Genomic DNA, 24,103 nt, shown 5'->3' with positions numbered 1-24,103 from the left:
GATGGACAGATTACGCACTCTGCTGGATAAACTGGCAGAAACCCTGCGGGCGCTGGATGACGTGCTGGCGCAAGAGCAACAATTGCTGTGTGCGGATGAACTGCCCGGCGTGGCGCTGCAGCGCGTCACCGATAGCAAGAGTCAACTGCTGGCGACGGTGGCCTGGCTTGAACAACAGCGCCCGGCGCTGGAAGCCAACCTTGCGCTACGCGCGCCTTACCCGGGCCATGAAAGCTTCAGCGAACGCTGGCGGCAGATCCAGCAGTTAAGCCAGAGCCTGCGTGAAAAGAATCAGCATAACGGCCTGTTGCTCAATCAACAGATCGCCCATAACCAGCAGGCGCTGGCAATTCTTAGCAAGAATAATAAATCGCTGTACGGGCCGGACGGTCAGTCGCGCGCCGCCAGTCTGCTGGGCCGTAAAATCGGCGTCTGACCCCCTTTCTCTGTATTTCCCCCATGGCGACGGTTATCCGTAGCGCCGTTTTTTGTCAGGTGGCGCTACGCTTACCTGACCTACGGCGGCATGTGATCTGTAGGCCAGCGCAAGCGTAGCGCCGCCGGGCAATAACCGCGGGTAACGAGCCATTTTCGCGCCGGATGGCGGCTGCGCCTTATCCGGCCTACGGTCCGTGCTATTGTGAGCTTAAGATCTCTATCTTGTCCCCATGGCTACTGAAACTGCCGGTGTTGGTGGCCTCAAAATCGCTGAGACGTTCCCGGAAGGCCGGGGCAGCCCGCATGGATGCGGGCTGAGGGCCGTGTTTTGCACGGACGCTGCCTCGGCCCGACCCGAAGCCTGCAGGGATAAGTCGAAGGTACCACGAAGTGGCGATTTTGGCGGCCAGAGCCCGGGGGTACAGGGGGCGGCGGCGATTGGCCGCCCCCTGTGCGCTCCCTGCGCCAGGAGAGACATAACGCGGAAGACATTTCGGGAGCGCAATGTGCTCTGTATTAATACAAAACTTTCCCCCGCGACTACTGATAATTAACGATAACCTGATTGGCAATCGCCCGCAGCGGCGGGTTTAACGGCCCGCGGGTCTGTACGGAATAGACAAAACGCAGCGGCCCATCTGCCGCCTCGCCTGCCAACGCGTGGCTGGTGCCGCTGGCGCTGGTCAGCGGAATACAGCGATTCAGGCTACATAAATGTACCTGCAGCCCCGCCGGCTCCGCTGACAGCAGACGATAGCGCCAGCTAACGGTCTCGATGCGCGCATTGCCGCCAGGCAGCGTATTGGGCGGCAGCAGCGCGGCGGAAGAATCACTCATCCCGCCCTGTTCAAGAGTGACGCCGGGCCCTTCGGCAATCCATGAGCCCGACGCCGCGCCGGCGGCAACCGGCAATAAAAGGCACAATAAAGGAAGATAGCGCGTCATCAGGCCGCTCCAATGGTTGAGGTCATGCGAATCTGGCGATCGTCGTTGATCTCCAGGTTGGAAAGCACCGCCATTTGCGGCAGGCTACGGCGCAGGAAGCGCGCCAGCAGCGGGCGCAGCGCGTGGTTAACCAGCAGCACCGGCGGCGCGCTGAGCATCTCCTGGCGCTGCAACGCCTGCCGCGCCTGCTCCAGCAGGCGGTCGGCAAGCCCCGGTTCGAGACCGCCGCCGCCCTGCAGCGCCTGCAGCAGCAGTCGTTCCAGTTGGGTATCCAGGCCGATAACCTGAATTTCGCCATTGCCAGGGAACCACTGCTGGGCAATCGCCCGCCCCAGCGCCACGCGCACGACGGTGGTCAGCTCGTAAGGATCGCTTTGCGTCGGCGCATGTTCCGCCAGCGTCTCGATAATGGTACGCATATCGCGGATCGATACCCGCTCGGCCAGCAGATTCTGCAACACCTTATGCAGCGTGGTCAGCGATACCACGCCCGGTACGAAATCTTCGGTCAGCTTCGGCATCTCCTGCGACACACGGTCGAGCAGCTGCTGCGTCTCCTGGCGGCCAAACAGCTCGCTGGCGAACTGGCCGATGAGGTGGTTGAGATGGGTCGCCACCACCGTACTGGCCTCCACCACCGTATAGCCCTGTATTTGCGCCTGCTCGCGCAACGCGCTATCGATCCATACCGCCTCCAGACCGAAGGCTGGATCGATGGTTTTATCCCCCGCCAGCTCGCCGATGGCGTTGCCGGGGTTGATCGCCAGCCAGCGCCCAGGCTGCGCTTCGCCGCTGCCGATTTCCACGCCTTTCATCAGAATGCGGTAACGGGCGGGCGCCAGTTCGAGGTTATCGCGGATATGCACCACCGGCGGCAGATAGCCCATCTCCTGGGCGAATTTCTTGCGGATACCGCGGATACGCCCCAACAGCTCGCCATTTTGCTGAAAATCGACCATCGGGATCAGCCGGTAACCCACTTCCATGCCCAGCGGATCTTCCAACTGGACATCGGCCCAACTGGCTTCCGCGGCCTGGGTATTCTCCTGCACGATGGGTTCGTCGGCGGCTTTCGGCGCCTGTTTTTCGCGCCCGCGCAGCCACCAGGCCAGCCCGAGCAACGCGGCGGTAAACAGCAGGAAAACCAGGTTCGGCATCCCCGGCACCAGCCCCAGCAGCCCAAGTACCGCGGCACACAGCAGCATGACCTTTGGGTTATTGAATAGCTGGCCGACCATCTGTTCGCCGACATCCTGATCGGTCGCAACCCGGGTCACGATGACCCCGGCGGCGGTAGAGATCACCAGCGCCGGGATTTGCGCCACCAGCCCGTCGCCGATGGTCAACAAGGTGTAGCTTTCCGCCGCCGCCCCCAGCTCCATACCGTGCTGCACCACGCCGACCAGCAGTCCGCCGACCACGTTAATCACCATAATCATTAGCCCGGCGATGGCATCGCCGCGAACAAACTTGCTCGCGCCGTCCATCGAACCGTAGAAGTCGGCTTCCTGCGTGACTTCCGCGCGGCGTTTTTTCGCCTCTTCTTCACCGATAAGCCCGGCGTTCATGTCGGCATCGATCGCCATTTGCTTACCCGGCATGCCGTCGAGTACGAAACGCGCCCCCACTTCGGCGATACGCCCGGCGCCTTTGGTGATAACCATGAAGTTGATCAGCACGAGGATGATAAACACCACGATACCGATGGCGAAATTACCGCCGACCAGGAAGTGACCGAAGGCCTCCACGACCCGCCCCGCGGCGGCGGCCCCGGTGTGCCCTTCCATCAAAATGATGCGCGTCGAGGCGACGTTGAGCGACAGGCGCAGCAGCGTCGAGAACAGCAGAATGGTCGGAAACGCGGCGAAGTCCAGCGTGCGCTGGGTAAACATCGCCACCAGCAGCACCATGATCGACAACGCGATATTGAAAGTAAAAAGCAGGTCGAGGATAAACGCCGGCAGCGGCAGCACCATCATCGACAAAATCAGCAGGATCAGGATCGGGCCGGCCAGAACCTGCCATTGCGTATCTTTAACATTCCCCGGCAAACGCAGCAGGGAGGCCAAATTAGCCATCAGAGTCACTCTCTTTTGCAAAATCCAGTGCTTCCGGCACCGGTAAACGTTGAGGTTTTTTCGGGATCAGGCCGCCCTCGCGCCGCCAGCGGCGCAGCTGATAAACCCAGGCCAGCACTTCGGCGACCGCGGCATAGAGGGTGGCGGGAATATGCTGGCCAATCTCGCTATGGCGATAGAGCGCGCGGGCCAGCGGCGGCGCTTCAAGCATCGGAATACGGTGTTGCGCTCCCAGTTCGCGAATGCGCAGCGCAATCTCCCCCGCCCCTTTAGCCAACACCTTCGGCGCGCTCATTTTTTTATCGTTGTACTGCAACGCCACGGCATAGTGGGTCGGGTTAGTGACTATCACGTCCGCTTTCGGCACATCGGCCATCATCCGCCGCTGGGCAATCGCCCGCTGCTGTTGACGGATCCGCCCTTTAACATGCGGGTCGCCTTCCTGATCTTTGAATTCGTCGCGGATATCCTGTTTGGTCATCTTCAGCTTTTTGAAGTGGCTCCACAGCTGATAAAAAACGTCAAACGCCACCATCGGCGTCAATCCGAGCACCACCAGAAATCCGCAATAGAGGATCATCTGCAGCGCATTGGCCAACGCGTCGAGCGGCTGTTGGGTCATCAGATGCAGCATCGCCGCCCAGTTGTGCCACAGGTACAGCCCGGTTACCCAACCGACCAGCGTGGCTTTGAGGATCCCTTTTAACAGCTCCGCCAGCACCTGGGTGGAGAACATGCGTTTCAGACCGGAAAGCGGATTCAGCCGTTTAAGATCGAATTTGAGCGACTTGGTGCTGAATAAAATGCCGCCAAGCAGCATCGGCGCGGCCAGCGCCACCAGCACCAGCCCGGCCATTACCGGCAGCAATGCCAGCACCGCCTGACGCAGCAGCACTCCCAGCTGGCGCAGCATTTGTTTGTCATTGCTGACCATCCCGTGGTCAAAGTGCAGGCCCTGCGTCAGCATCTCCGCCAGTTGGCGAGTGATATTGCTGCCGGACATCAGGATAATGGCGAGCCCGGCCACCAGCATGAGTACCGAGGTCAGCTCGCGCGAGCGCGGGATCTGGCCCTCTTCACGCGCCTTCTCCAACCGGTGGGCGGTGGGGGCCTCGCTTTTTTCCAGATCGCTGTCTTCCGCCAAGCCTGCAGTTCCTGTGTCGGGAGGGTAAAGAATGGCGGTCAGCATGCCAAAAAAATGGCGAAGTCATTGGCGGAACAACGGCGAAAAAGAGGGGTTATTTCACGGATGAGGGAAAGGCGGCAGGGGCGCAGCGTTCTGCGCCCCGCCTGGTCAGAAACCGAGACTATCGAGCAGATCGTCAACCTGCGCCTGGTTGGCGATGACGCCGACGCCGTTCTGGTCAAGCTGCGGGCCGTTGAGCAGGCTATCGTTGGCCCGTTTCTCTTTCACCGGCGGTTCCGGCATGTTTTCCATCAGCACCATCAGCAGCTGCTTTTCAATTTCCTGCACCACGTCCATCATGCGCTTGATAACCTGACCGGTCAGGTCCTGGAAATCCTGCGCCATCATGATTTCCATCAGTTGGGCGTTGGTAAAGGAGGTATGGCCCGGCACCTGATCCAGATACTCACGGGTGTCGGTCACCAGCGCGCGCGCGTCGTCCAGTTCGATCGGATTAGCGAACCACTCATCCCAGCGCGATTTTAGCGCGCTGGCGCCGGACTCCAGTTCGGCCTGGCGCGGCTGCGCCGCCTCCACGCAGCTCAACGCCCGTTCCGCCGCCTGCGCCGTCATGGTGACAACGTAATCAAGACGGTCGCGGGCATCCGGGATCGCCTCGGCCGCCTGGGCAATCGCCTGATCGAGCCCCAGCTCGCGCATGCTGTCGCGCAGCATACGGGTGAGCTGGCCGATACGGGAGATTATCTCTCCCGCGGTCGCTGCATCGCTGGCAGGCATTGGAATCTCTCTCATCGCCCTCTCCTTACATGCCCAATTTTTCAAAAATCTTGTTGAGCTTTTCTTCCAGCGTCGCCGCCGTAAAAGGTTTCACCACATAGCCGCTGGCGCCTGCCTGCGCGGCGGCAATAATATTTTCTTTTTTCGCTTCCGCCGTCACCATCAATACCGGCATCGCCGCCAGCGCGGCATCGGCACGAATGGTCTGCAGCAGCTCCAGGCCGTCAACGTTAGGCATGTTCCAGTCGGAGACCACGAAATCAAAGCTGCTGGCCCGCAGCTTATTTAGCGCGTCCGCGCCATCTTCCGCCTCTTCGACGTTGTTGAAGCCGAGCTCTTTAAGCAAATTTCTGATGATACGACGCATGGTGGAAAAGTCGTCGACGACCAGAAAACGGAGATTCTTATCTGCCATTACTACCCCTGAACAGTGTCATTTTTAACTCACTTCACACCACGCCGCCGGGACTTCCCGGCGGCGTGAATTTAAATTCGCAGCGCCTGGCCGCCGGCGATCTGCGCCAGCATGCGTTGGCTCATGCGCTCCAGTTCAACCACTTCGTTGACCCCGCCGCTGGCGATGGCCTCGCGCGGCATGCCGAACACCACGCAGCTCGCCTCACTCTGCGCCAGGGTATAGGCCCCGGCGCGATGCATCTCCAGCATCCCCTGCGCGCCGTCGTTGCCCATGCCGGTGAGGATCACCCCCACCGCATTGCGCCCGGCGTGGCGGGCCACCGAACGAAACAGCACATCCACCGAGGGACGATGGCGATTTACCGCCGGGCCGTCGTGCAGCTTGACCTGATAGTTAGCGCCGCTACGCGCCAGCTCCAGATGGCGATCCCCAGGCGCAATATAGGCGTGTCCCGGGAGCACGCGTTCGCCCTCTTCCGCCTCTTTCACCGTGATCTGGCACAGCTTATTCAACCGTTCGGCAAACGAGCGGGTAAATCCCGGCGGCATATGCTGGGTGATAAGCAGAGCCGGACTGGTGGCCGGCAACGGTTGTAGCACCTGACGAATCGCTTCGGTGCCGCCGGTGGAAGCGCCAATGGCGATCAGCTTCTCGCTGCTCAGCAGCGGTCCGTGGCTTAAAATGGCCGGCGGCTGGTCATTGGCGCGCTGCGGCAGCCGCGCCCGTGCGGCGGTACGGATCTTTTCGCCTATCAGTTCGCTGTAGGCCAGCATGCCTTCGCGGATCCCGAGCTGCGGTTTGGTGACGAAATCCACCGCCCCCAGCTCCAGCGCGCGCAGGGTAATTTCCGAACCTTTACCGGTCAGCGATGAAACCATCACCACCGGCATCGGCCGCAGACGCATCAGCTTTTCGAGGAAATCGAGGCCGTCCATGCGCGGCATTTCGACGTCCAGCGTCAGCACCTGTGGGTTAAATTTTTTGATCAGATCCCGTGCGACCAGCGGGTCCGGGGCCACCGCCACCATCTCCATATCGGCGTGGCCATTGACGATTTCGGTCATCAACTGGCGCATCAGGGCCGAATCATCAACACATAACACTCTGATTTTACTCATCACTTCTCCTTGGTCAGCCCATACACGGTCTGTCCACGCAGGTAGAAATCCCGGCTGATCTGGCTGAAATTCTCGGAGTGACCGGCAAACAACAGCCCCCCCGGTTTAAGCAAGGGGACAAAGCGGCGCAGGATGCGTTCCTGCGTCGGTTTATCGAAATAGATCATCACGTTGCGGCAAAAAATCGCGTCGAACGGCCCCGGCAGCGCCCACTCCGCCGCCAGCAGATTCAGCGGCTGGAAGTTGACCCGCGCCGCCAGCTCCTGACGCACGCGCACCAGCCCCTGATGCGGCCCGGTGCCGCGCAGAAAATAACGCTGCATCTGGATTGGCGTCAGAGTGCGCAGATCTTCATGGCGATAAATCCCCGCTTCCGCTTTCTCCAGCACCTGGGTGTCAATATCGCTGGCCCAGACCTGGCAACTGCCCGCACGTTCCCCGAGCGCATCACCGAGCGTAATGGCGATGGAATAAGGTTCTTCGCCGGTCGAGGCGGCGGTGCTCCACACGCTATAGTTCCCGGGACGCGAGCGCGCATGCTCCGCCAGAATCGGAAAGTGGTGCGCCTCGCGAAAAAAGGCGGTCAGGTTGGTGGTCAGCGCATTGATAAACGCCTGCCACTCGGCGCTGTGCGGGTCGCTTTCCAGTAGCGCCAGGTAGTCGCCGAAATCATGAATGCCCAGCAGACGCAAACGGCGCACCAGCCGGTTGTACACCATCTCGCGCTTATGCGCCGCCAGCACGATCCCGGCACGCTGATAGATAAGCTGGCTGATGCGGCGAAAATGCGCGTCGGAGAGCGGCAGACGCTGGGCCATCTGCGCCAGCGCCGATCCGCTTTCACGCGCCGCGGTTGATGTCGTCTGCTTCATGCCGACTCACCGGCAAAATACGAGCGGTTTATGCGGTTTGACAATCCAGGGTCTCCTTTACCGTGGATGAGGTTTCCGGCGCGACGAAGTTGTCGTCCGCCAGACGGAATACCGCCACTGCATCGGCGAGGGTAATCGCCTGCTCTTCCAGCGCAGCGGCGGCGGAAGCCGATTCCACCACCAGGGCGGCGTTCTGTTGCGTGACCTGATCCATCTGGGTAACCGCCTGCGTCACCTGCTCAATGCCGCGGCTCTGCTCATCGGAGGCGGAGGCGATTTCGCCCATGATGTCGGTCACCCGGGTGACCGAGCGCACGATGTCCTGCATGGTGGCGCCGGAATTCTCCACCAGCACCGAGCCGTGTTTGACGCGGCTGACGGATTCATCGATCAGTAGCTTAATTTCTTTTGCCGCCTGGGCGCTGCGGCTGGCCAGGTTGCGTACTTCACCGGCCACCACCGCAAAGCCGCGCCCCTGTTCACCGGCGCGCGCCGCCTCCACCGCCGCGTTAAGCGCCAGAATATTGGTCTGGAAAGCGATGCCGTCGATGACGCTGGTAATGGCACCGATTTTTTGCGAACTGTTGGCGATGTCGTGCATCGTGGTGACCACGTCATCCGCCAGCTCGCCGCCTTTGGCGGCGGTGGAGGAGGCATCACGCGCCAGCTGCGATGCCTGGCGGGCGTTATCGGCATTCTGTTTTACCGTCGCCGTTAGCTGTTCCATACTGGCGGCGGTCTCTTCCAGCGAAGCCGCTTGTTGTTCGGTGCGCGAGGAGAGATCGTTGTTGCCTTCGGCAATCTCCTGCAGGCCGATAAGAATCGACTCCGCGCCGTCGCGCACCGCGCCGACGGTACCAATCAGCGACTGTTGCATGCGCTGCAGGCTGGCAAATAGCTGGCTGATTTCGTTACGGCCATAGACCTCAATCGGTGCGGAAAGATCGCCGCTGGCGATACGTTCGAAATGGCCGCGAATAATATTCAGCGGCTGCACCAGCATGGTTCGCAGCCACCACATCGCGCTGAGGGTGACCACCAAGAGCATCAGCACCGCCCCGGCAACCAACCAGATTGACCAGCCGTAGGCCTGCTGGCTGGAGGCGCTGGCTTCATCGGTCGTCGCCTTCGCCAGCTGCAGATATTGCACAAAGTCGGCCTCGAAGCGGTCCTGTATTTTCTGCGTCGGCTGGTCCATAAAGGCCTGCAGGTTGCGATTTTCGAGGAACACGATCAGTTCGCGCAGCGCGCCGCGTAGCTTCTCGTAGCTATCGCGCGTGGCATCGGCCAACTGCTGTTCCTGCTCATCCGCGCGAGGCGTGTCGAGGAACTGGTTAAAATAGAGATCGGCTTTTTGCAGCGAGCTGCGGGCGCCGCCCATCAGCGCATCCACCTGCTCCTGCGGCACCTTCAGCGCCGCGCGGGTACCGGCGCGGTTAAGGGTATTTCGCGCCTGTAGCAGCGATACCCAGCTCAGGCTAAGCGCATCGCGCTGCTGGCTACTGACGGTAATACGTTCAAGATTGTGGTTGTCGGCGCGTAGCGCGACGTAAGAGAGCCCGGTGCTGATCAGTTGCATGATGCAAAAGGAGATCAGCAGCAGGAAAAGACTGGTAGAGATACGGATTCGGTTAAACATAGCAATCTCCTTGGTAGCCGGTCTTGGCCGGCTTACAACGCAAGAGAGGCCGCCGCGTGTAGGGATGCGGCGGCCGGTACCCGTTAGAACGTCTCCCAGTTATCCTGGTAGTCGCTGGCGCTGGTTTTTTTATGCGTAGCGATGGCGGCAGGCGCGGTTTTATTGCTGACCGGCGCTTTATACTCCTCCTGCCCTTCCGACTTCAGACGGAAGACGGCAACCGACTGCGTCAGCAGGCTGGCCTGCTCTTCCAGCGCGGCGGCGGCCGAGGCCGACTCCTCCACCAGCGAGGCGTTCTGCTGGGTGACGCGATCCATTTCCGCTACCGCCTGGCCGACCTGGTCGATACCGCGGCTCTGTTCATCGGAAGCAGAGGCGATTTCGCCCATGATGTCGGTCACGCGGGTGACCGCATTGACGATATCGCCCATGGTGTCGCCGGCGCTTTCCACCAGTACCGAGCCCATATCCACACGGTTGACCGAGTCTTCGATCAGCGCTTTGATCTCTTTGGCCGCCTGGGCGCTGCGCTGCGCCAGGTTGCGGACTTCGCCCGCCACGACCGCGAAGCCGCGACCTTGTTCACCCGCACGCGCCGCTTCTACCGCGGCGTTAAGCGCCAGGATGTTGGTCTGGAAGGCGATACCGTCGATAACGCCGGTGATATCGGCAATTTTCTGCGAGCTGCTGGCGATGTCGTGCATGGTTTCCACCACGTTAGCCACCACTTTGCCACCCTTCTGCGCAGTTTCGGAGGCGCTCAGCGCCAGCTGGCTGGCCTGACGCGCGTTTTCGGCGTTCTGTTTCACCGTCGCTGTCAGCTGTTCCATACTGGCGGCGGTCTCTTCCAGCGATGCCGCCTGCTGTTCGGTGCGCGATGAGAGATCGTTATTCCCGGCGGCGATTTCCGACGCGCCGCTATAGATGGCATCCGCCCCCTGACGCACGCCGCTCACCGTTTCGATAAGCTCGTTCTGCATGTGCTTGAGGCTGGCGGCTAGCACGCCGATTTCATTACGGCTGGTCACCGGAATAGGCTGGGTCAGATCGCCGGACGCGATCCGTTTGATGTGTTCAATCATGCGGTTCAGCGGGCGCACCAGGATATGGTGGATGCCCATCCACACGCCGACGATCGCCGCCAGCACCACGATGATGACCACAATTAAGGTCCAGATCGCCGAGCTATAAGAGCTGTTGCTAGCGTCAACGGCGATTTGATACAGCTTGCCGTTTTGCTGCAGATAGGCGTTATAGGTCTGCTCGAAATCGTCCTGGTATTTTTGCGTCGGCTGGTCGAAGAAGGCGTTGATTTTACCCTCGCCCAGCAGCTGGATCAGCTCCGACAGCGCGCCGTACAGGATGCCATACTGCTGCTTAAGCTTTTCCGTCGCCTGCGGATCCTGACGCGGGTCCTGCGGGATTTTTTCATAGGCGGTGTAGTTGCGCTCGGCGCGCGCCAGCTCTTCTTTCGCTTTCGCCAGCAGCTCGTCGATAGTCGCGCCGCTGCCGATTTTGTTGGTATCCATCATGTAGCGGATCCCTGCGCGGTTCAGGGAGTTACGCGCCTGCAGCAGATCGACCCGACTTTCACTCAGCAGTAGCTGCTGCTGACGGATGGTTTGCAGGACGGTAAAGTTCTCTTTATCGCTTTTCAGCGACGAAAAAAACAGACCGCCTGAAATCAGCTGCAATGCGCCAAATAGCACCAGCACTAATAAGAGACTGGTGACGACCTTAATACGATTAAACATGTTTCCCCTTCCTGGAAGCCTGAACGGCCAGGCTTTACGTATGTGACTGAAAGGGTTATCGGCGAGTGGGAGGGGAACTTTATGCCAGGCGGGGACTATTTTTACCGGGCGCGACCGGGCGCGCCCGGTTGCTTAGTGGCTTTTGGCGACGTTATCGACCAGCGCCATCTCTTCGCTGCTGAGCAGCTTTTCGATATCGACGAGAATCAACATACGCTCGCCGAGCGCGCCAAGACCGGTGAGATACTCGGTCGCCAGCGTCACCGCGAATTCCGGCGCCGGGCGGATCTGTTCGGCGGTGAGAGACAACACGTCGGAGACGCCATCGACCACAATCCCCACCACCCGCTGGCCGAAGTTAAGCACGATAACCACCGTGTTTTCATCATAAGAGACGCCCTGCTGGGCGAATTTTACCCGCAGGTCGATAATCGGCACGATCACCCCGCGCAGATTGGTGACGCCTTTGATGAAATCCGGGGTGTTGGCGATACGCGTCACCTGGTCATAGCCGCGGATCTCCTGCACTTTCAGAATATCGATGCCGTATTCTTCATTGCCGAGGGTAAAGATTAAAAACTCCTGACCTACCGTTTCGCCAGCCAATTTGCTGACGGTTGCTAATCCTGCCATGGTCTGCACCTGTTAATTTGATGAGATGAGTCGTTATGCGGCCGCTGCGCTCAGCAGCTTTTCCCGATTGAGCATTTGCAGCGCCGACACGTCGACGATCAGCGCCACGCTGCCGTCGCCGAGGATCGTCGCCGCGGAAATTCCCGGCACTTTGCGGTAATTGCTTTCCAGGTTTTTCACCACCACCTGGTGCTGGCCGATCAGTTGATCCACCAGCAGCGCATAGCGGCGGCCGGCGCTTTGCAGAATCACCACGATGCCCTGAGTGGCCTCGGTTTTCGCCCCGGCGACATCAAACACCCGGTAGAGCTCCACCAGCGGTAGATACTCGCCGCGAACCTGCAGCATCCGCTCGCCGCCGGCCATTGGATGCAGGTCTTCGGCCTGCGGCTGCAGCGATTCCATGACCGCGTTGAGCGGCAGAATAAAGACCTCTTCATTGACCTTGACCGACATGCCGTCGAGGATGGCGAGCGTTAGCGGCAACAAAATACGAATCGAGGTCCCTTTGCCCGCACGGGAATGGATTTCTACGTGACCGCCCATCTCCTGAATATTCCGTTTCACGACGTCCATGCCGACGCCGCGGCCAGAGACGTCGGTCACCTGTTCCGCGGTTGAAAAGCCCGGCGCAAAAATAAGCATTCCGACCTCTTCATCACTCATGCTGTCGCTGACCGCCAGCCCCTGCGCCGCCGCTTTGGCGAGAATTTTTTCGCGATTGAGCCCGGCGCCGTCATCGATCACTTCGATGCAGATATTGCCGCCCTGATGTTCAGCGGACAGAATGAGATTGCCCACCTCAGACTTACCTGCCGCCAGACGGGTTTGCGGATCTTCAATACCGTGGTCGAGGCTATTGCGCACCAGGTGGGTTAACGGGTCGATAATGCGCTCGATCAGGCTCTTATCAAGTTCGGTGGAGCTGCCCTGCAGCGTCAGTTCCACCTGCTTATTGAGCTTGCCGGCCAGGTCGCGTACCAGCCGCGGGTAGCGGCTGAATACATATTCCATCGGCATCATGCGAATCGACATCACCGATTCCTGCAGGTCGCGAGCGTTACGTTCCAGCTGGCTCATGCTGTTGAGCAGATCGCCATGGGTCACCGGATCCAGGTTACCCGAGCGCTGCGCCAGCATGGACTGGGTGATCACCAGTTCGCCGACGAGGTTAATCAACTGGTCAACTTTCTCTACCGCCACGCGAATACTGGTCGATTCGCTGGCCTTCGCTCTCGGCGCTTTCGGCGGCTCGACGACAGCAGGCTGCGGTTGGGCGACCGGCGGCGGCACAACTTCGGCCGATGGCAATGGTTTAGCGTCAGTGGTTGGCGGCGTGCTAAAGCTGATCTGTTCCGGCTCAAGAACGAAACAGAGCACCGCGCAAATATCTTCTTCGCTGGCGGTGGTCAGCAGGGTCACCTCAAGGCTATTGTCAGTTTGCTGCGGATCATGTACCTCGCCGAGGTTGCCAAGCTCTTCCAGCATCAGCGGAATTTCATTGGCTTTTAGCCCGGTTAAGCTCACGCGCATACCGCCGGCGACGGCCGTCGGCGCAGGCTGGGCCACGACGGGCGGCGCGGCTGGCGCATCCTGCTGCTGTGCTTCCAGCGCCAGCTGCCGCAGCGCCTGGCAGATATAGTCAAAGCTCTCAGCGTCAGGCTGCTGCGAGGTTTTATAGGCGTCCAGTTGCTCCTGCATAATATCTTTGGTTTCCAGAAACAGATTGATAATTTCGGTGCTCAAGCGCATCTCTTCGCGCCGGGCGCCGTCGAGCAGGTTCTCCAGCAGATGGGTGGTTTCCTGCAATACGGAAAAGCCAAACGTCGCCGCGCCGCCTTTGATCGAGTGCGCCGCGCGAAAAATAGCGTTCAGCGGTTCGATATCGGGGGCCTGCGGATCCAGCTCCAGCAGGTGTTGCTCCATGTCTGCCAGCAGCTCGTCTGCTTCATCAAAAAAAGTCTGATAAAAAGCGCTAATATCCATGCTCATGGGGTCACCTCTGGGTGTGAATCACGGTTAACCGGCGCGGGCGCGACCAGCTTTGGCAGCGTATCCGGCTGGCTAATCTCCAGCGCATTGCTTTCGCCATTTTCATGCTCAATGCTCTGCTGGGTCTCTTTGTTAAGCACCAGTACGGTAATGCGGCGGTTGATGGCATCAGCAGCGCCGTGCTGTTTCAGGCTCATGGTCGCCGCCATACCGACCACCCGCAGCACCTTCCCTTCCGCCAGGCCGCCGGCAATTAGCTCGCGGCGCGAGGCGTTGGCGCGATCCGCCGACAGTTCCCAGTTACTGTAACCGCGTTCGCCGCTGGCGTAGGGGATGTCATCGGTGTGGCCGGAGAGGCTTATCTTGTTCGGCAAATCATTGAGGATTGGCGCTATCGCCCGCAGGATATCGCGCATATAGCTTTCAACCTGAGCGCTACCGGTTTTAAACATCGGGCGATTCTGGCTATCGATAATCTGAATGCGCAGTCCTTCGTCCATCATGTTGATCAGCAGATGCGGACGTAGCGCCTTCAGACGCGGGTCTGACTCAATCAACTGATCGAGCTTGTCACGCAGTTTGTTAAGCCGTAGCTCTTCGGCGCGTTTATCCGCGGTATTGATCTGTTTGCTGACCAGCCCGACTTCACGGGTCGGGTCTTCGCCGCCGCCGGGAATCGGGCTGCTTTCCGAGCTGCTTTTATCGCCGCTGGTGAGGGCGACTTTCAGCGGCGTACGGAAATATTCTGCTATTTGCGTCAGCTCCTGCGGGCTGGCGATCGCCAGCAGCCACATCACAAGGAAGAAGGCCATCATCGCCGTCATAAAATCGGCATAGGCAATCTTCCACGAACCGCCGTGATGGGCGGGCTGGTGTGATTTGCGCTTTCTGACCAGAACCACCGGGTGATTATGCTTCATGCTTCTTCGCTTTCCGTCGCCTGCGCGGCGGGCGCTTTCACCTGGCGTACGTGTTCTTCAAGCTCGACAAACGACGGGCGCTCGGTGGTGTATAACGTTTTGCGGCCAAATTCGACGGCGATTTGCGGCGCGTAGCCGTTGAGGCTGGAGAGCAACGTCACCTTGATGCACTGCATCATCTTGACGGTCTCGGCGCTTTTTTGCCGCAGCAGCGTGGATAGTGGCGAGATAAATCCATAGGCCAGCAGAATGCCGAGGAAAGTCCCCACCATCGCGTTGGCGATGAGCGCCCCGAGTTCCGCCGCCGGGCGGTCCGCCGAGGCCAGCGCGTGCACAACGCCCATTACCGCCGCGACAATACCAAATGCCGGCAGAGAGTCGCCGACCATCGCCAGGCTGCCGGCGGGTACTTCGCTCTCCTGTTCGAAGGTTTCGATCTCTTCGTCCATCAGCGCTTCAATTTCAAAAGCATTCATGTTGCCGCTCACCATCAGGCGTAAATAATCGGTTATGAACTCCACCAGATGGTTATCGGCAAGGATGCGCGGATAATTAGCGAAAATTTCACTTTCCTGAGGATTGTCGATATCGAACTCAAGCGACAGCATCCCCTGTTGACGGGATTTTGCGAGCAGCAGGAACAGCAACGCCATCAGATCCATATACAACGCCTTGCTGTATTTGGAGCGACGTACCATTTTGGGCAAGGCCCGCAGCGTGGATTTGATGGCCTTTCCGTTGTTGCCGACGATAAACGCGCCGATGCCGGCGCCGCCGATAATCAGGAATTCCGCCGGCTGGTACAGCGCGCCAAGGTGGCCGCCCACCAGTAAATAGCCGCCAAATACCGCTCCCAGGACCACGAGATAACCCAATATCACTAGCACACGCATACCTCAAATTAACAATGTGGATGGCGGGCGAGGCAAACGCGCCCTGGCGTAAACCAGGCGGGGAATGGGGGGCGGCATACCGCCCCTGCGTATTACACGTCGAAATGGATTGCCGTAAGTCGTCGGAACGGCGACTTACATGACGCGTTTAGCCTGCTCGTCCAGCAGTTGAGAGGTTATATCGGCCAGTTGCGGAGAAAGTTTACGTCTTTTTACGGCGCGTGAAGGCGGTTGGCATAACGTGCAGACGAAATCGTGCTGCGGATGGTGCGCGTGGGTGATAAATGAGCCGCCGCAGTTGTTGCAGGCAGAGAGCTGCAGCATACCGCTATCAACAAAGCGCACCAGCGTCCAGGCGCGGGTCAACGCCAGTAGCGGCGCTTCGCCCGCTTCTTGCGGACACTGTTCGAGGTACAGGCGATAGGCTTTGATCACCGCTTCTACTCCACTGCATTTGCCGCTCTTCAGCAGGAACAAATAGGCGTTGTAGAACATCGACGAATGAATATTCTGCTCCCAGGTCATAAACCAATCGGTCGAGAACGGCAGCATCCCTTTCGGCGGCGGGCTGCCGCGCAGCTCTTTGTAAAGTTTAATTAAGCGCCCGCGGCTGAGCTGAGTTTCACTCTCCAGCATCTGCAGACGCGCGCCGAGGGAAATCAGCTCCATGGCGAGCTGAATATCCTTCGCTTCCTGAACAATACTTTTCTCAGCCATTATCAAACACTTTTCTTCGCTGCAGCGCCTTCTTTGGCGCGGAGCTCTTGCAGCAGGTGACTGGAAAGCAGGATACCGGTATGGATCTGCTGGAGGTCATCAACGCGCGACTCTTTGGTCAATTGCTCGATAGTCTGATGGTCGCTGAAGCGCAGATTGCACACCAGCTGATTAGTTTCAGCCAGTTTCACCATCTGCGGTAACGTCAGTTGCGCCAGGGTATCAACCATGGTTTCGTCAATTCCCAGACGAAACATTGCGGATACTTTTTCATCGTTGATCAGCCGCTGTGCTAAAAATAAATACGACAGGTTGAAGTCATAAATATGCTTAAGTAATTCGGAGGTACCCATAATCCCTATCCCGATAAGCCATGTTAGAAAACATACACGGGGCGTGATACTTAATCGCCCGTGACCTCAGTTATTTCCCCAAGACGGCAATTAAAACGCTCACTCGCGATAGCTAAAAATTCAGCTAATCGTCAAACTCACCCCACTGTTAATAGTTTGTTACAGGTGCAAACTGGAGTGGAGGATGTAAAGAATTTGCTTCGAGAGAGTTGAATTGCCATGAAACTATTTTTAGAAATTCTATAAGAATATTCTTAAGGCGGCGCAACTCTACTCCCGAATCATTAGCACACACAATTAAGTATGGGGAAATTTTGAATATAATGAGACATTGATCACAAAAACAAAAAATAATACCGGTAACAACGCCTCATTTCGATCACTTTATAACCAACATTCGATCATTTAACGATCACAAGTAAATGAATTACCTTAAAAAAAGTGTTATCAACCATTGCAATTAGTTTTATTTGGCACATTTAGAACAAAAAAATAACATTATAAAAATTGAAGAATAAAAATCTGAACGAGCGTTAAATTCAACGTAAATCATTAGTTTTTACGATAAAAAATAACCATGGTGTAATACAAGGATATTAGATCTAATACCCTGATAGCACCTACGGAAAACGTATAAAAATCGAACAGCAACAGTCTGAGGCTGCCTGTTTTATCGGCTCAACGAATTGTACAAGATGCGCGCAACTTACCCTCAGTCGGGACGCCTGGCGCTATTTTTCCGCGCCTGTTTGTGGCTCAACTTCGCCAGATACGGATAAATTTTTTATAACATTTACCGCCTGGTGCATTACCCCAAATGGGTATTTTTTCCCGAGTTTCTTTTCTAACATTCCTTTAACGAAACGAGCTTATTACCACGTTAAAATAATAAAAAATGAGAAGTAATTAATGGTCTCACCCTCTCCCGTAAACCATCATGAATATATTTTTAAACCACCCAACAACGGCGAATGAATATTAATAAATAGGTATATGAGGATTTTTTCTCCGGCAATAAGCTCCTATCGTCCTGGCGCCCCCCCTCCCCCTATTATTGGTAGGGAAAAATGACACGTTCATTTGCAAAGCTGTAGTAAAGAAAAAATAGCTAGCACGAAAGGTGCAATATCTCGACTGGATCACATTTCATCGTTGCCGTTCGCATTTTCATCACTTCCTCGTTCCGTTGGATTTTCGGTTATGTTTAAATTAGCTAAACCGGTTTAATAAAGTTTAGCTAAAAGGAATATCAGTATGACCAGTAAAGTATGGGTACTCGGGGATGCGGTCGTCGATCTGCTGCCTGAGGGGGATGGCCGTTTATTACAGTGCCCGGGCGGCGCACCGGCTAACGTCGCGGTCGGCGTCGCGCGGCTTGGCGGCAATAGCGGGTTTATTGGTCGGGTCGGCGACGACCCTTTTGGCCATTTTATGCGTCAGACGCTGTGCCAGGAGAACGTGGATATCAGCCATCTTTCTTTAGATCCCGCACAACGTACCTCAACCGTCGTGGTAGCGCTGGATGAACACGGCGAACGCACCTTTACCTTTATGGTCCGTCCAAGCGCCGATCTTTTTTTACAACCAGACGATCTCCCGCCATTTGAGGCCGGCCAGTGGTTGCACGTCTGCTCTATCGCTCTCAGCGCCGAGCCCAGCCGGAGCAGCGCTTTCGCGGCGATGGAAAAGATTAAACATACCGGCGGCAGCGTCAGCTTCGACCCTAATATCCGCAGCGATCTGTGGCAGGATCCCCAGCTGTTACGGCGTTGTCTCGACCGGGCGCTGACATTGGCTGACGTGGTGAAACTGTCGGAAGAGGAGTTGGCCTTTATCAGCGGTAGCGACGATATTGCCCGCGGTATTGCGCGGTTCCGCGAGCGCTTTCAGCCAAAACTGCTGTTAATCACGCAAGGAAAAGCAGGGGTGCAGGCGCTGTTCCAGCAACAGCATATTCACTTCCCGGCCCGTCCGGTGGTCAGCGTTGATACCACCGGAGCCGGCGATGCCTTTGTTGCCGGGCTACTCGCCAGTCTCGCCGCTCACGGCTTCCCTGAAGATGTCGCCGCGCTGGAGCCGATCGTCGCGCTGGCGCAAACCTGCGGCGCGCTGGCGACCACCGCCAAAGGCGCGATGACCGCCTTACCGTACCAGGCCGATGTGAACCGCCAGTATTAACGATGAAAGCAGGCAAAATAATTAAAACGTTTTAGCAAAATTAGCAAAGCGGCCATTAGGGGCATTCCAGGCCCCCAATAGCCCATGATGATGACAGACTTTGTAGAGGGTACTATGGATTTTCAACAGATTTCTCGCGCGCTGCTGCCGCTGCTCGGCGGCAAAGAAAATATCGCCAGCGCCGCGCACTGCGCCACCCGCTTGCGTCTGGTACTGGTCGATGACGCGCTCGCCGACCAGCAGGCCATCGGTAAAGTTGAGGGGGTAAAAGGCTGCTTTCGCAACGCCGGCCAGATGCAAATCATCTTCGGTACCGGCGTGGTCAATAAAGTGTATGCCGCTTTTATTCAGGCTGCCGGTATTAGCGAGTCGAGCAAATCCGAAGCCGCAGATTTGGCGGCGAAAAAACTGAATCCGTTCCAGCGTATCGCCCGCCTGTTGTCGAACATCTTTGTGCCCATTATCCCGGCTATCGTCGCCTCCGGCCTGCTGATGGGACTGCTGGGGATGGTGAAAACCTACGGCTGGGTCGATCCGGGCAACGCCATCTACCTGATCCTCGATATGTGTAGTTCGGCCGCTTTTATTATCCTGCCAATCCTGATCGGGTTTACCGCCGCGCGTGAATTCGGCGGTAACCCTTATCTTGGCGCAACCCTCGGCGGTATTCTTACCCACCCGGCGCTGACCAACGCCTGGGGAGTGGCTTCGGGATTCCATACCATGAATTTCTTCGGCCTCGAGGTGGCGATGATCGGTTATCAGGGGACGGTATTCCCGGTGCTACTGGCGGTGTGGTTTATGAGCCTGCTTGAGAAGCAACTGCGACGCCTGATTCCCGACGCGCTGGATCTGATCCTCACGCCGTTCCTGACGGTTATTATCTCCGGTTTTATCGCCCTGCTGATAATCGGCCCGGCCGGTCGTGCCCTCGGCGACGGCATCTCATTTATTCTCAGCACGCTTATTGCTCATGCTGGTTGGCTGGCAGGGCTGCTATTCGGTGGACTGTATTCGGTGATCGTCATCACCGGTATCCACCACAGCTTCCATGCCATCGAAGCCGGGCTGCTCGGTAACCCGTCGATCGGCGTCAATTTCCTGCTGCCTATCTGGGCGATGGCTAATATTGCCCAGGGCGGCGCCTGTCTGGCGGTGTGGTTTAAAACCAAAGATGCGAAAGTGAAAGCCATTGCCCTCCCGTCCGCCTTTTCGGCGATGCTGGGCATCACCGAAGCGGCGATATTCGGCATCAACCTGCGCTACGTTAAGCCCTTTATCGCCGCGTTGATTGGCGGCGCGGCGGGCGGCGCCTGGGTCGTCTCCATGCACGTCTATATGACCGCCGTCGGCCTGACCGCCATCCCCGGAATGGCTATCGTGCAGGCCAGCTCCCTGCTTAACTACCTCATCGGGCTGGCTATCGCGTTTATGGTCGCCTTTATCGTTTCGCTGACGCTCAAATACAAAACGGATGCAGAATAATGTCGCAGCCTTCTTTGTTACCGTTGGTCCTGCAGGCCGTCATGAACCACCAGCCGCGCGCGCTGCGGGATAAGCACTATCCGCAGTGGCATCTGGCGCCGGTATGCGGGCTACTGAACGATCCGAACGGTTTTATCCACTTCAATGGTCGTTATCATCTGTTTTATCAGTGGAATCCCCTCGCCTGCGATCACCGCTATAAGGGCTGGGGACACTGGAGTTCGCCGGATCTGCTGCACTGGCGGCACGAACCGATTGCTCTGCTGCCAGAGGAGGAGTACGACCGTAACGGTTGTTACTCCGGCAGCGCGGTAGATAACAACGGCATCCTGACGCTGTGCTACACCGGTAATGTGAAATTTAACGATGGCAGCCGTACCGCCTGGCAGTGTCTGGCGACGCAAAATCCCGACGGCACTTTTCGCAAACAGGGCCCGGTGCTGGCGCTGCCAGCAGGCTATAGCGGCCACGTGCGCGATCCCAAAGTCTGGCGCGATGGCGATCGCTGGTTGATGGTGCTGGGCGCGCGCGATCTGGCCGACCTCGGCAAGGTACTGCTATTCAGCTCTACTGATTTGATGCAGTGGAGCAGTCATGGCGAAATTGCCGGTAGCGGACTTAACGGCCTGAAAGACGCCGGCTATATGTGGGAATGCCCGGATCTGTTCCCGCTCGGCGATCGGTATATTTTACTGAGCTGCCCGCAGGGATTGCCGCGTGAGGCACAGCGCTTCCTGAACACCTATCCGGCAGTCTGGATGCAGGGCCATTTCGATCAAACCGCCGCCACCTGGCGCCATGGCGCGGTCGAAGAGCTGGATAGCGGCTTCGAATTCTATGCGCCGCAAACCACCCTGGCGGAGGATGGTCGCCGTCTGCTGGTTGGCTGGATGGGGGTTCCCGACGGAGAAGAGATGCAGCAACCTACGCGGGCCCACGGCTGGATCCATCAGATGACCTGCCTGCGGGAACTTAGCTGGCGCCACGGCACGCTGTATCAAAATCCCGTGCGCGAACTGGCGGCGCTTCGCGGCGAGGCGCAAGGCTGGCAGACCGAACCGCTGGCGCTGCAGCCGATGGAACTCGCCTTCGAGGTTGCGCCAGACGATGCGCTGACGCTGGATTTCGCGGGCGTGCTGCAGCTTTCGCTGGACAGGCACGGCGTACGCCTGGCCCGTCGAAGCCTGGTGGCCGATACAGTCGATTACCGTTACTGGCGCGGCACGGCGCATAAACTGCAGATCCTCATCGACCGTTCCAGCGTCGAAATCTTTATTAATGATGGCGTGGGGGTGATGAGCAGCCGCTTCTTTGCGGATTATCCTGGAAAACTGGTATTCAGCGGTGCGACGCCGGGGGCATTCTGCTGCTGGCCGCTGCGGCCATGCATGGTAGAATAAGCGTTTTGCTTTCAGGCACCTGGCTCGTGATGAAACCTAAACGCATTACCATTAAAGATATCGCCGAACTGGCTGGCGTCTCTAAAGCCACCGCCAGCCTGGTCTTGAACGGTCGCGGTAAAGAGCTGCGCGTGGCGCAGGAGACGCGCGAACGGGTGCTGGCTATCGCCCGCGAGCAGCACTACCAGCCGAGTATTCACGCCCGTTCACTGCGCGATAGCCGCAGCCATACCATTGGTCTGGTGGTACCCGAGATCACCAACTATGGTTTTGCCGTGTTTTCTCACGAGCTGGAAACCCTGTGTCGCGAAGCCGGCGTACAACTGCTTATCTCTTGCACCGATGAGAATCCCGGTCAGGAGAGCATGGTGGTCAATAATATGATTGCCCGTCAGGTCGATGGTTTAATTGTCGCCTCTTGCATGCATAGCGACGCCGACTATCTGAAGCTCAGCGAGCAGCTGCCGGTGGTGCTGTTCGACCGTAATCCAAACGACAGCGCGCTGCCGCTGGTGATGACCGATTCACTGGCGCCGACGGCGGAACTTATCGCCCGTATCGCCGGGCAACACGCGGATGAGTTCTGGTTTCTCGGCGGGCAGCCCCGGCTCTCGCCCTCGCGCGATCGGCTGGCCGGATTTAGTCAGGGATTAGCCCAGGCAGGGGTTGAGTTACGCCCGGAATGGATCATCAACGGCAACTATCACCCAAGCTCAGGCTATGAGATGTTTGCCGCGCTGTGCGCCCGTCTCGGGCGGCCGCCGAAGGCGCTGTTTACTGCCGCCTGCGGCTTGCTGGAAGGGGTACTACGTTATATGAGCCAGCATAACCTGCTGGATTCCGGGATCCATTTAGCCAGCTTCGATGACCACTATCTGTATGATTCGCTATCGCTGCGCATCGACACCATACAGCAGGATAACCGCCAGTTGGCCTGGCACTGCTACGATCTCATCAGTCAGCTGATCGACGGTAAAATGCCACAGCCGCTACAGCGTTATCTGCCCGCCACGCTGCAAATGCGTTATCAGCCAGCCAGATAATAACGGGCCTGGATCGTGGTTCAGGCCCGTACTGTTAACGGGTAATTGTCATCAGAAAGGTTTCGTTGGCAGATACTTTCCATCGAAAGTAATCACCGCACGATGTCCGCCTTCCGGATCGCTGACTTTTTTCACATCCAGCTTAAAATTAATCGCGCTGATGATCCCGTCGCCGAATTTTTCATGAATGAGCGCTTTCAGCGTAGTGTCGTAGACCTGCAGCATTTCATAGAAGCGATACATCGTCGGATCCGTCGGCACGCGGTCCTCAATGGAGCCTCTGACGGGGATCGTTTGCAGCAGTAAAATATCATCGTCGTTAAGTTCCAGTTTCGCTCCTACCATTTTCGCGACTTCGGCAGGCAGCGGATGCTGACCCAATAGCGCGGCCGTCACGAAGGCTTCTGATAAACCGGTGCCTTCAACCAGTTGTGCAAAGGAGAGATCCTTTTTGGCTTTAATCAGCAAAATTTTATTCGCTAACTCCAGACGAACTTCGCGGCTAACTTGTGACTGAATCATGGTGTGACCTCGTTATATCGTAGTGAAATGAAATTACTGACCGTAAACCGGCACCGCTCGGGTATCCGGATGACCGGCCAGCGAAATAAAAGCTCTGGCATTGCCGTCATAAGCCGCAATATCCCCTGTTTCAATGTCATATACCCAGCCATGTAGCGACAGACGTCCTTCATCAAGCGCCAGGCGTACCGCAGGATGGGTTTGAATATTCGCCAGTTGGGCAATGACATTTTCATGCACCATCGCTGCGGTTTTGGCCTGCGGATCGCGATGCTCGCGGGCATCGTTCACCACTTTTGCCGAATCCGCATATTGCAACCAGTGCTTGACGGCGGGGACATGATCCAGACAGCTACACTGCGCAATCGCCGTCATCGCCCCGCAATCGGAGTGACCGCAAATCACAATATCCGTGACCTTCAGGACAGCAACGGCATACTCCACCGAGGCCGACACGCCGCCGGGCTCCGGACCGTAAGAAGGGACAATATTGCCGGCATTACGGATGACAAACAGATCGCCGGGTTCACGCTGGGTAACCAGTTCAGGAACCATTCGGCTATCGGAACAGGAAATAAACAGCGTATTGGGGCTCTGCCGGGAGGCTAAACTTCTAAACAGTTCAGCGCGCTCAGGAAATGCATCACGTTGAAATTTAAGAAAACCGTCAATGATTTCTTTCATGATAATGTCTACCTCGCTGTGGAATGTCAGGGAGGTTACGCGCCGCGTGGCATAAAATAAAAGTCTTGTTTATAATCAAACCCATCCAAAAAACTTA

22 protein-coding genes are annotated in these 24,103 nt (G+C 57.6%); 5 read left to right on the top strand and 17 right to left on the bottom strand.

Annotated elements, in window-relative coordinates; all coding sequences use genetic code 11:
* Position 1 precedes the first annotated feature (1 nt).
* Positions 2-436, top strand: a complete 435-nt coding sequence (flgN, locus tag ABLV07_RS08035; RefSeq protein WP_047054250.1) for a flagellar export chaperone FlgN — start codon at positions 2-4, stop codon at positions 434-436.
* Positions 437-978: 542 nt separating this feature from the next.
* Here flgN and ABLV07_RS08030 read toward each other — a convergent pair.
* The 15 genes from ABLV07_RS08030 to flhD all read right to left on the bottom strand — a co-directional run bounded on the left by ABLV07_RS08030 (position 979) and on the right by flhD (position 16,694).
* Positions 979-1,383, bottom strand: a complete 405-nt coding sequence (locus ABLV07_RS08030) for a flagellar protein FlhE (RefSeq protein ID WP_059305303.1) — start codon at positions 1,381-1,383, stop codon at positions 979-981.
* The gene (gene flhA, locus ABLV07_RS08025; RefSeq protein WP_020079225.1) at positions 1,383-3,461 is read right to left on the bottom strand and encodes a flagellar biosynthesis protein FlhA; all 2,079 of its coding nucleotides are present in this window, start codon (positions 3,459-3,461) and stop codon (positions 1,383-1,385) included. The genes ABLV07_RS08030 and flhA overlap by 1 nt, the downstream gene beginning before the upstream one ends.
* Positions 3,454-4,605, bottom strand: a complete 1,152-nt coding sequence (gene flhB / locus ABLV07_RS08020) for a flagellar biosynthesis protein FlhB (RefSeq protein WP_348853452.1) — start codon at positions 4,603-4,605, stop codon at positions 3,454-3,456. The genes flhA and flhB overlap by 8 nt, the downstream gene beginning before the upstream one ends.
* Before the next feature lie 150 nt (positions 4,606-4,755).
* On the bottom strand, positions 4,756-5,400 hold the full coding sequence (cheZ, locus tag ABLV07_RS08015; protein ID WP_015367337.1) for a protein phosphatase CheZ: 645 nt from the start codon (positions 5,398-5,400) through the stop codon (positions 4,756-4,758).
* Between the two features lie 10 nt (positions 5,401-5,410).
* Positions 5,411-5,800, bottom strand: a complete 390-nt coding sequence (cheY, locus tag ABLV07_RS08010; RefSeq protein ID WP_015367338.1) for a chemotaxis response regulator CheY — start codon at positions 5,798-5,800, stop codon at positions 5,411-5,413.
* Between the two features lie 71 nt (positions 5,801-5,871).
* Complete coding sequence (locus ABLV07_RS08005) at positions 5,872-6,921, bottom strand: chemotaxis response regulator protein-glutamate methylesterase (RefSeq protein ID WP_015367339.1); 1,050 nt, start codon at positions 6,919-6,921, stop codon at positions 5,872-5,874.
* On the bottom strand, positions 6,921-7,793 hold the full coding sequence (gene cheR, locus ABLV07_RS08000) for a protein-glutamate O-methyltransferase CheR (RefSeq protein ID WP_015367340.1): 873 nt from the start codon (positions 7,791-7,793) through the stop codon (positions 6,921-6,923). Before cheR ends, ABLV07_RS08005 begins: the two co-directional genes overlap by 1 nt.
* Before the next feature lie 28 nt (positions 7,794-7,821).
* The gene (locus ABLV07_RS07995; protein WP_045386427.1) at positions 7,822-9,432 is read right to left on the bottom strand and encodes a methyl-accepting chemotaxis protein; all 1,611 of its coding nucleotides are present in this window, start codon (positions 9,430-9,432) and stop codon (positions 7,822-7,824) included.
* Between the two features lie 83 nt (positions 9,433-9,515).
* Entirely contained in the window at positions 9,516-11,186 is a 1,671-nt protein-coding gene (locus tag ABLV07_RS07990) for a methyl-accepting chemotaxis protein (RefSeq protein WP_015367342.1), read from the bottom strand.
* Between the two features lie 132 nt (positions 11,187-11,318).
* The gene (gene cheW / locus ABLV07_RS07985) at positions 11,319-11,819 is read right to left on the bottom strand and encodes a chemotaxis protein CheW (protein ID WP_015367343.1); all 501 of its coding nucleotides are present in this window, start codon (positions 11,817-11,819) and stop codon (positions 11,319-11,321) included.
* Positions 11,820-11,852: 33 nt separating this feature from the next.
* On the bottom strand, positions 11,853-13,811 hold the full coding sequence (gene cheA, locus ABLV07_RS07980) for a chemotaxis protein CheA (protein WP_348853453.1): 1,959 nt from the start codon (positions 13,809-13,811) through the stop codon (positions 11,853-11,855).
* Positions 13,808-14,731 carry a flagellar motor protein MotB gene (gene motB / locus ABLV07_RS07975; RefSeq protein WP_348853455.1) on the bottom strand — a complete coding sequence of 308 codons (924 nt, stop codon included), beginning with the start codon at positions 14,729-14,731 and terminating at the stop codon, positions 13,808-13,810. Before motB ends, cheA begins: the two co-directional genes overlap by 4 nt.
* Positions 14,728-15,618, bottom strand: coding sequence for a flagellar motor stator protein MotA (motA, locus tag ABLV07_RS07970; RefSeq protein WP_015704927.1), 891 nt, complete (start codon positions 15,616-15,618; stop codon positions 14,728-14,730). The genes motB and motA overlap by 4 nt, the downstream gene beginning before the upstream one ends.
* A 141-nt stretch (positions 15,619-15,759) precedes the next feature.
* Positions 15,760-16,341 (bottom strand): flagellar transcriptional regulator FlhC, encoded by a 582-nt coding sequence (flhC, locus tag ABLV07_RS07965; protein WP_015367347.1) that lies wholly within the window; start codon positions 16,339-16,341, stop codon positions 15,760-15,762.
* A 2-nt stretch (positions 16,342-16,343) separates the two neighbouring features.
* On the bottom strand, positions 16,344-16,694 hold the full coding sequence (flhD, locus tag ABLV07_RS07960; RefSeq protein ID WP_015367348.1) for a flagellar transcriptional regulator FlhD: 351 nt from the start codon (positions 16,692-16,694) through the stop codon (positions 16,344-16,346).
* A gap of 1,254 nt (positions 16,695-17,948) precedes the next feature.
* On the opposite strand from flhD, the gene ABLV07_RS07955 reads away from it, so the two are divergent.
* From ABLV07_RS07955 to ABLV07_RS07940, 4 genes are all read left to right on the top strand, one after another.
* Positions 17,949-18,872 carry an aminoimidazole riboside kinase gene (locus ABLV07_RS07955; RefSeq protein WP_116326636.1) on the top strand — a complete coding sequence of 308 codons (924 nt, stop codon included), beginning with the start codon at positions 17,949-17,951 and terminating at the stop codon, positions 18,870-18,872.
* Between the two features lie 114 nt (positions 18,873-18,986).
* On the top strand, positions 18,987-20,357 hold the full coding sequence (locus ABLV07_RS07950) for a sucrose-specific PTS transporter subunit IIBC (RefSeq protein ID WP_045365488.1): 1,371 nt from the start codon (positions 18,987-18,989) through the stop codon (positions 20,355-20,357).
* On the top strand, positions 20,357-21,757 hold the full coding sequence (locus ABLV07_RS07945) for a sucrose-6-phosphate hydrolase (protein ID WP_348853457.1): 1,401 nt from the start codon (positions 20,357-20,359) through the stop codon (positions 21,755-21,757). Before ABLV07_RS07950 ends, ABLV07_RS07945 begins: the two co-directional genes overlap by 1 nt.
* Before the next feature lie 29 nt (positions 21,758-21,786).
* Positions 21,787-22,800 carry a LacI family DNA-binding transcriptional regulator gene (locus ABLV07_RS07940; RefSeq protein WP_015367353.1) on the top strand — a complete coding sequence of 338 codons (1,014 nt, stop codon included), beginning with the start codon at positions 21,787-21,789 and terminating at the stop codon, positions 22,798-22,800.
* Between the two features lie 51 nt (positions 22,801-22,851).
* Here the strand turns inward: ABLV07_RS07940 and cynS are convergent, their stop codons facing one another.
* A complete protein-coding gene (gene cynS / locus ABLV07_RS07935; RefSeq protein ID WP_015704922.1) occupies positions 22,852-23,322 on the bottom strand; it encodes a cyanase in 471 nt (156 codons plus the stop codon).
* Positions 23,323-23,355: 33 nt separating this feature from the next.
* On the bottom strand, positions 23,356-24,006 hold the full coding sequence (locus ABLV07_RS07930; RefSeq protein WP_348853459.1) for a carbonic anhydrase: 651 nt from the start codon (positions 24,004-24,006) through the stop codon (positions 23,356-23,358).
* Positions 24,007-24,103 lie beyond the last annotated feature (97 nt).

It is taken from the genome of Klebsiella sp. CN_Kp097 (genome assembly GCF_040064495.1).
Classification (GTDB): domain Bacteria; phylum Pseudomonadota; class Gammaproteobacteria; order Enterobacterales; family Enterobacteriaceae; genus Klebsiella; species Klebsiella aerogenes.
This window is presented reverse-complemented; position numbering and strand designations above follow the sequence as displayed.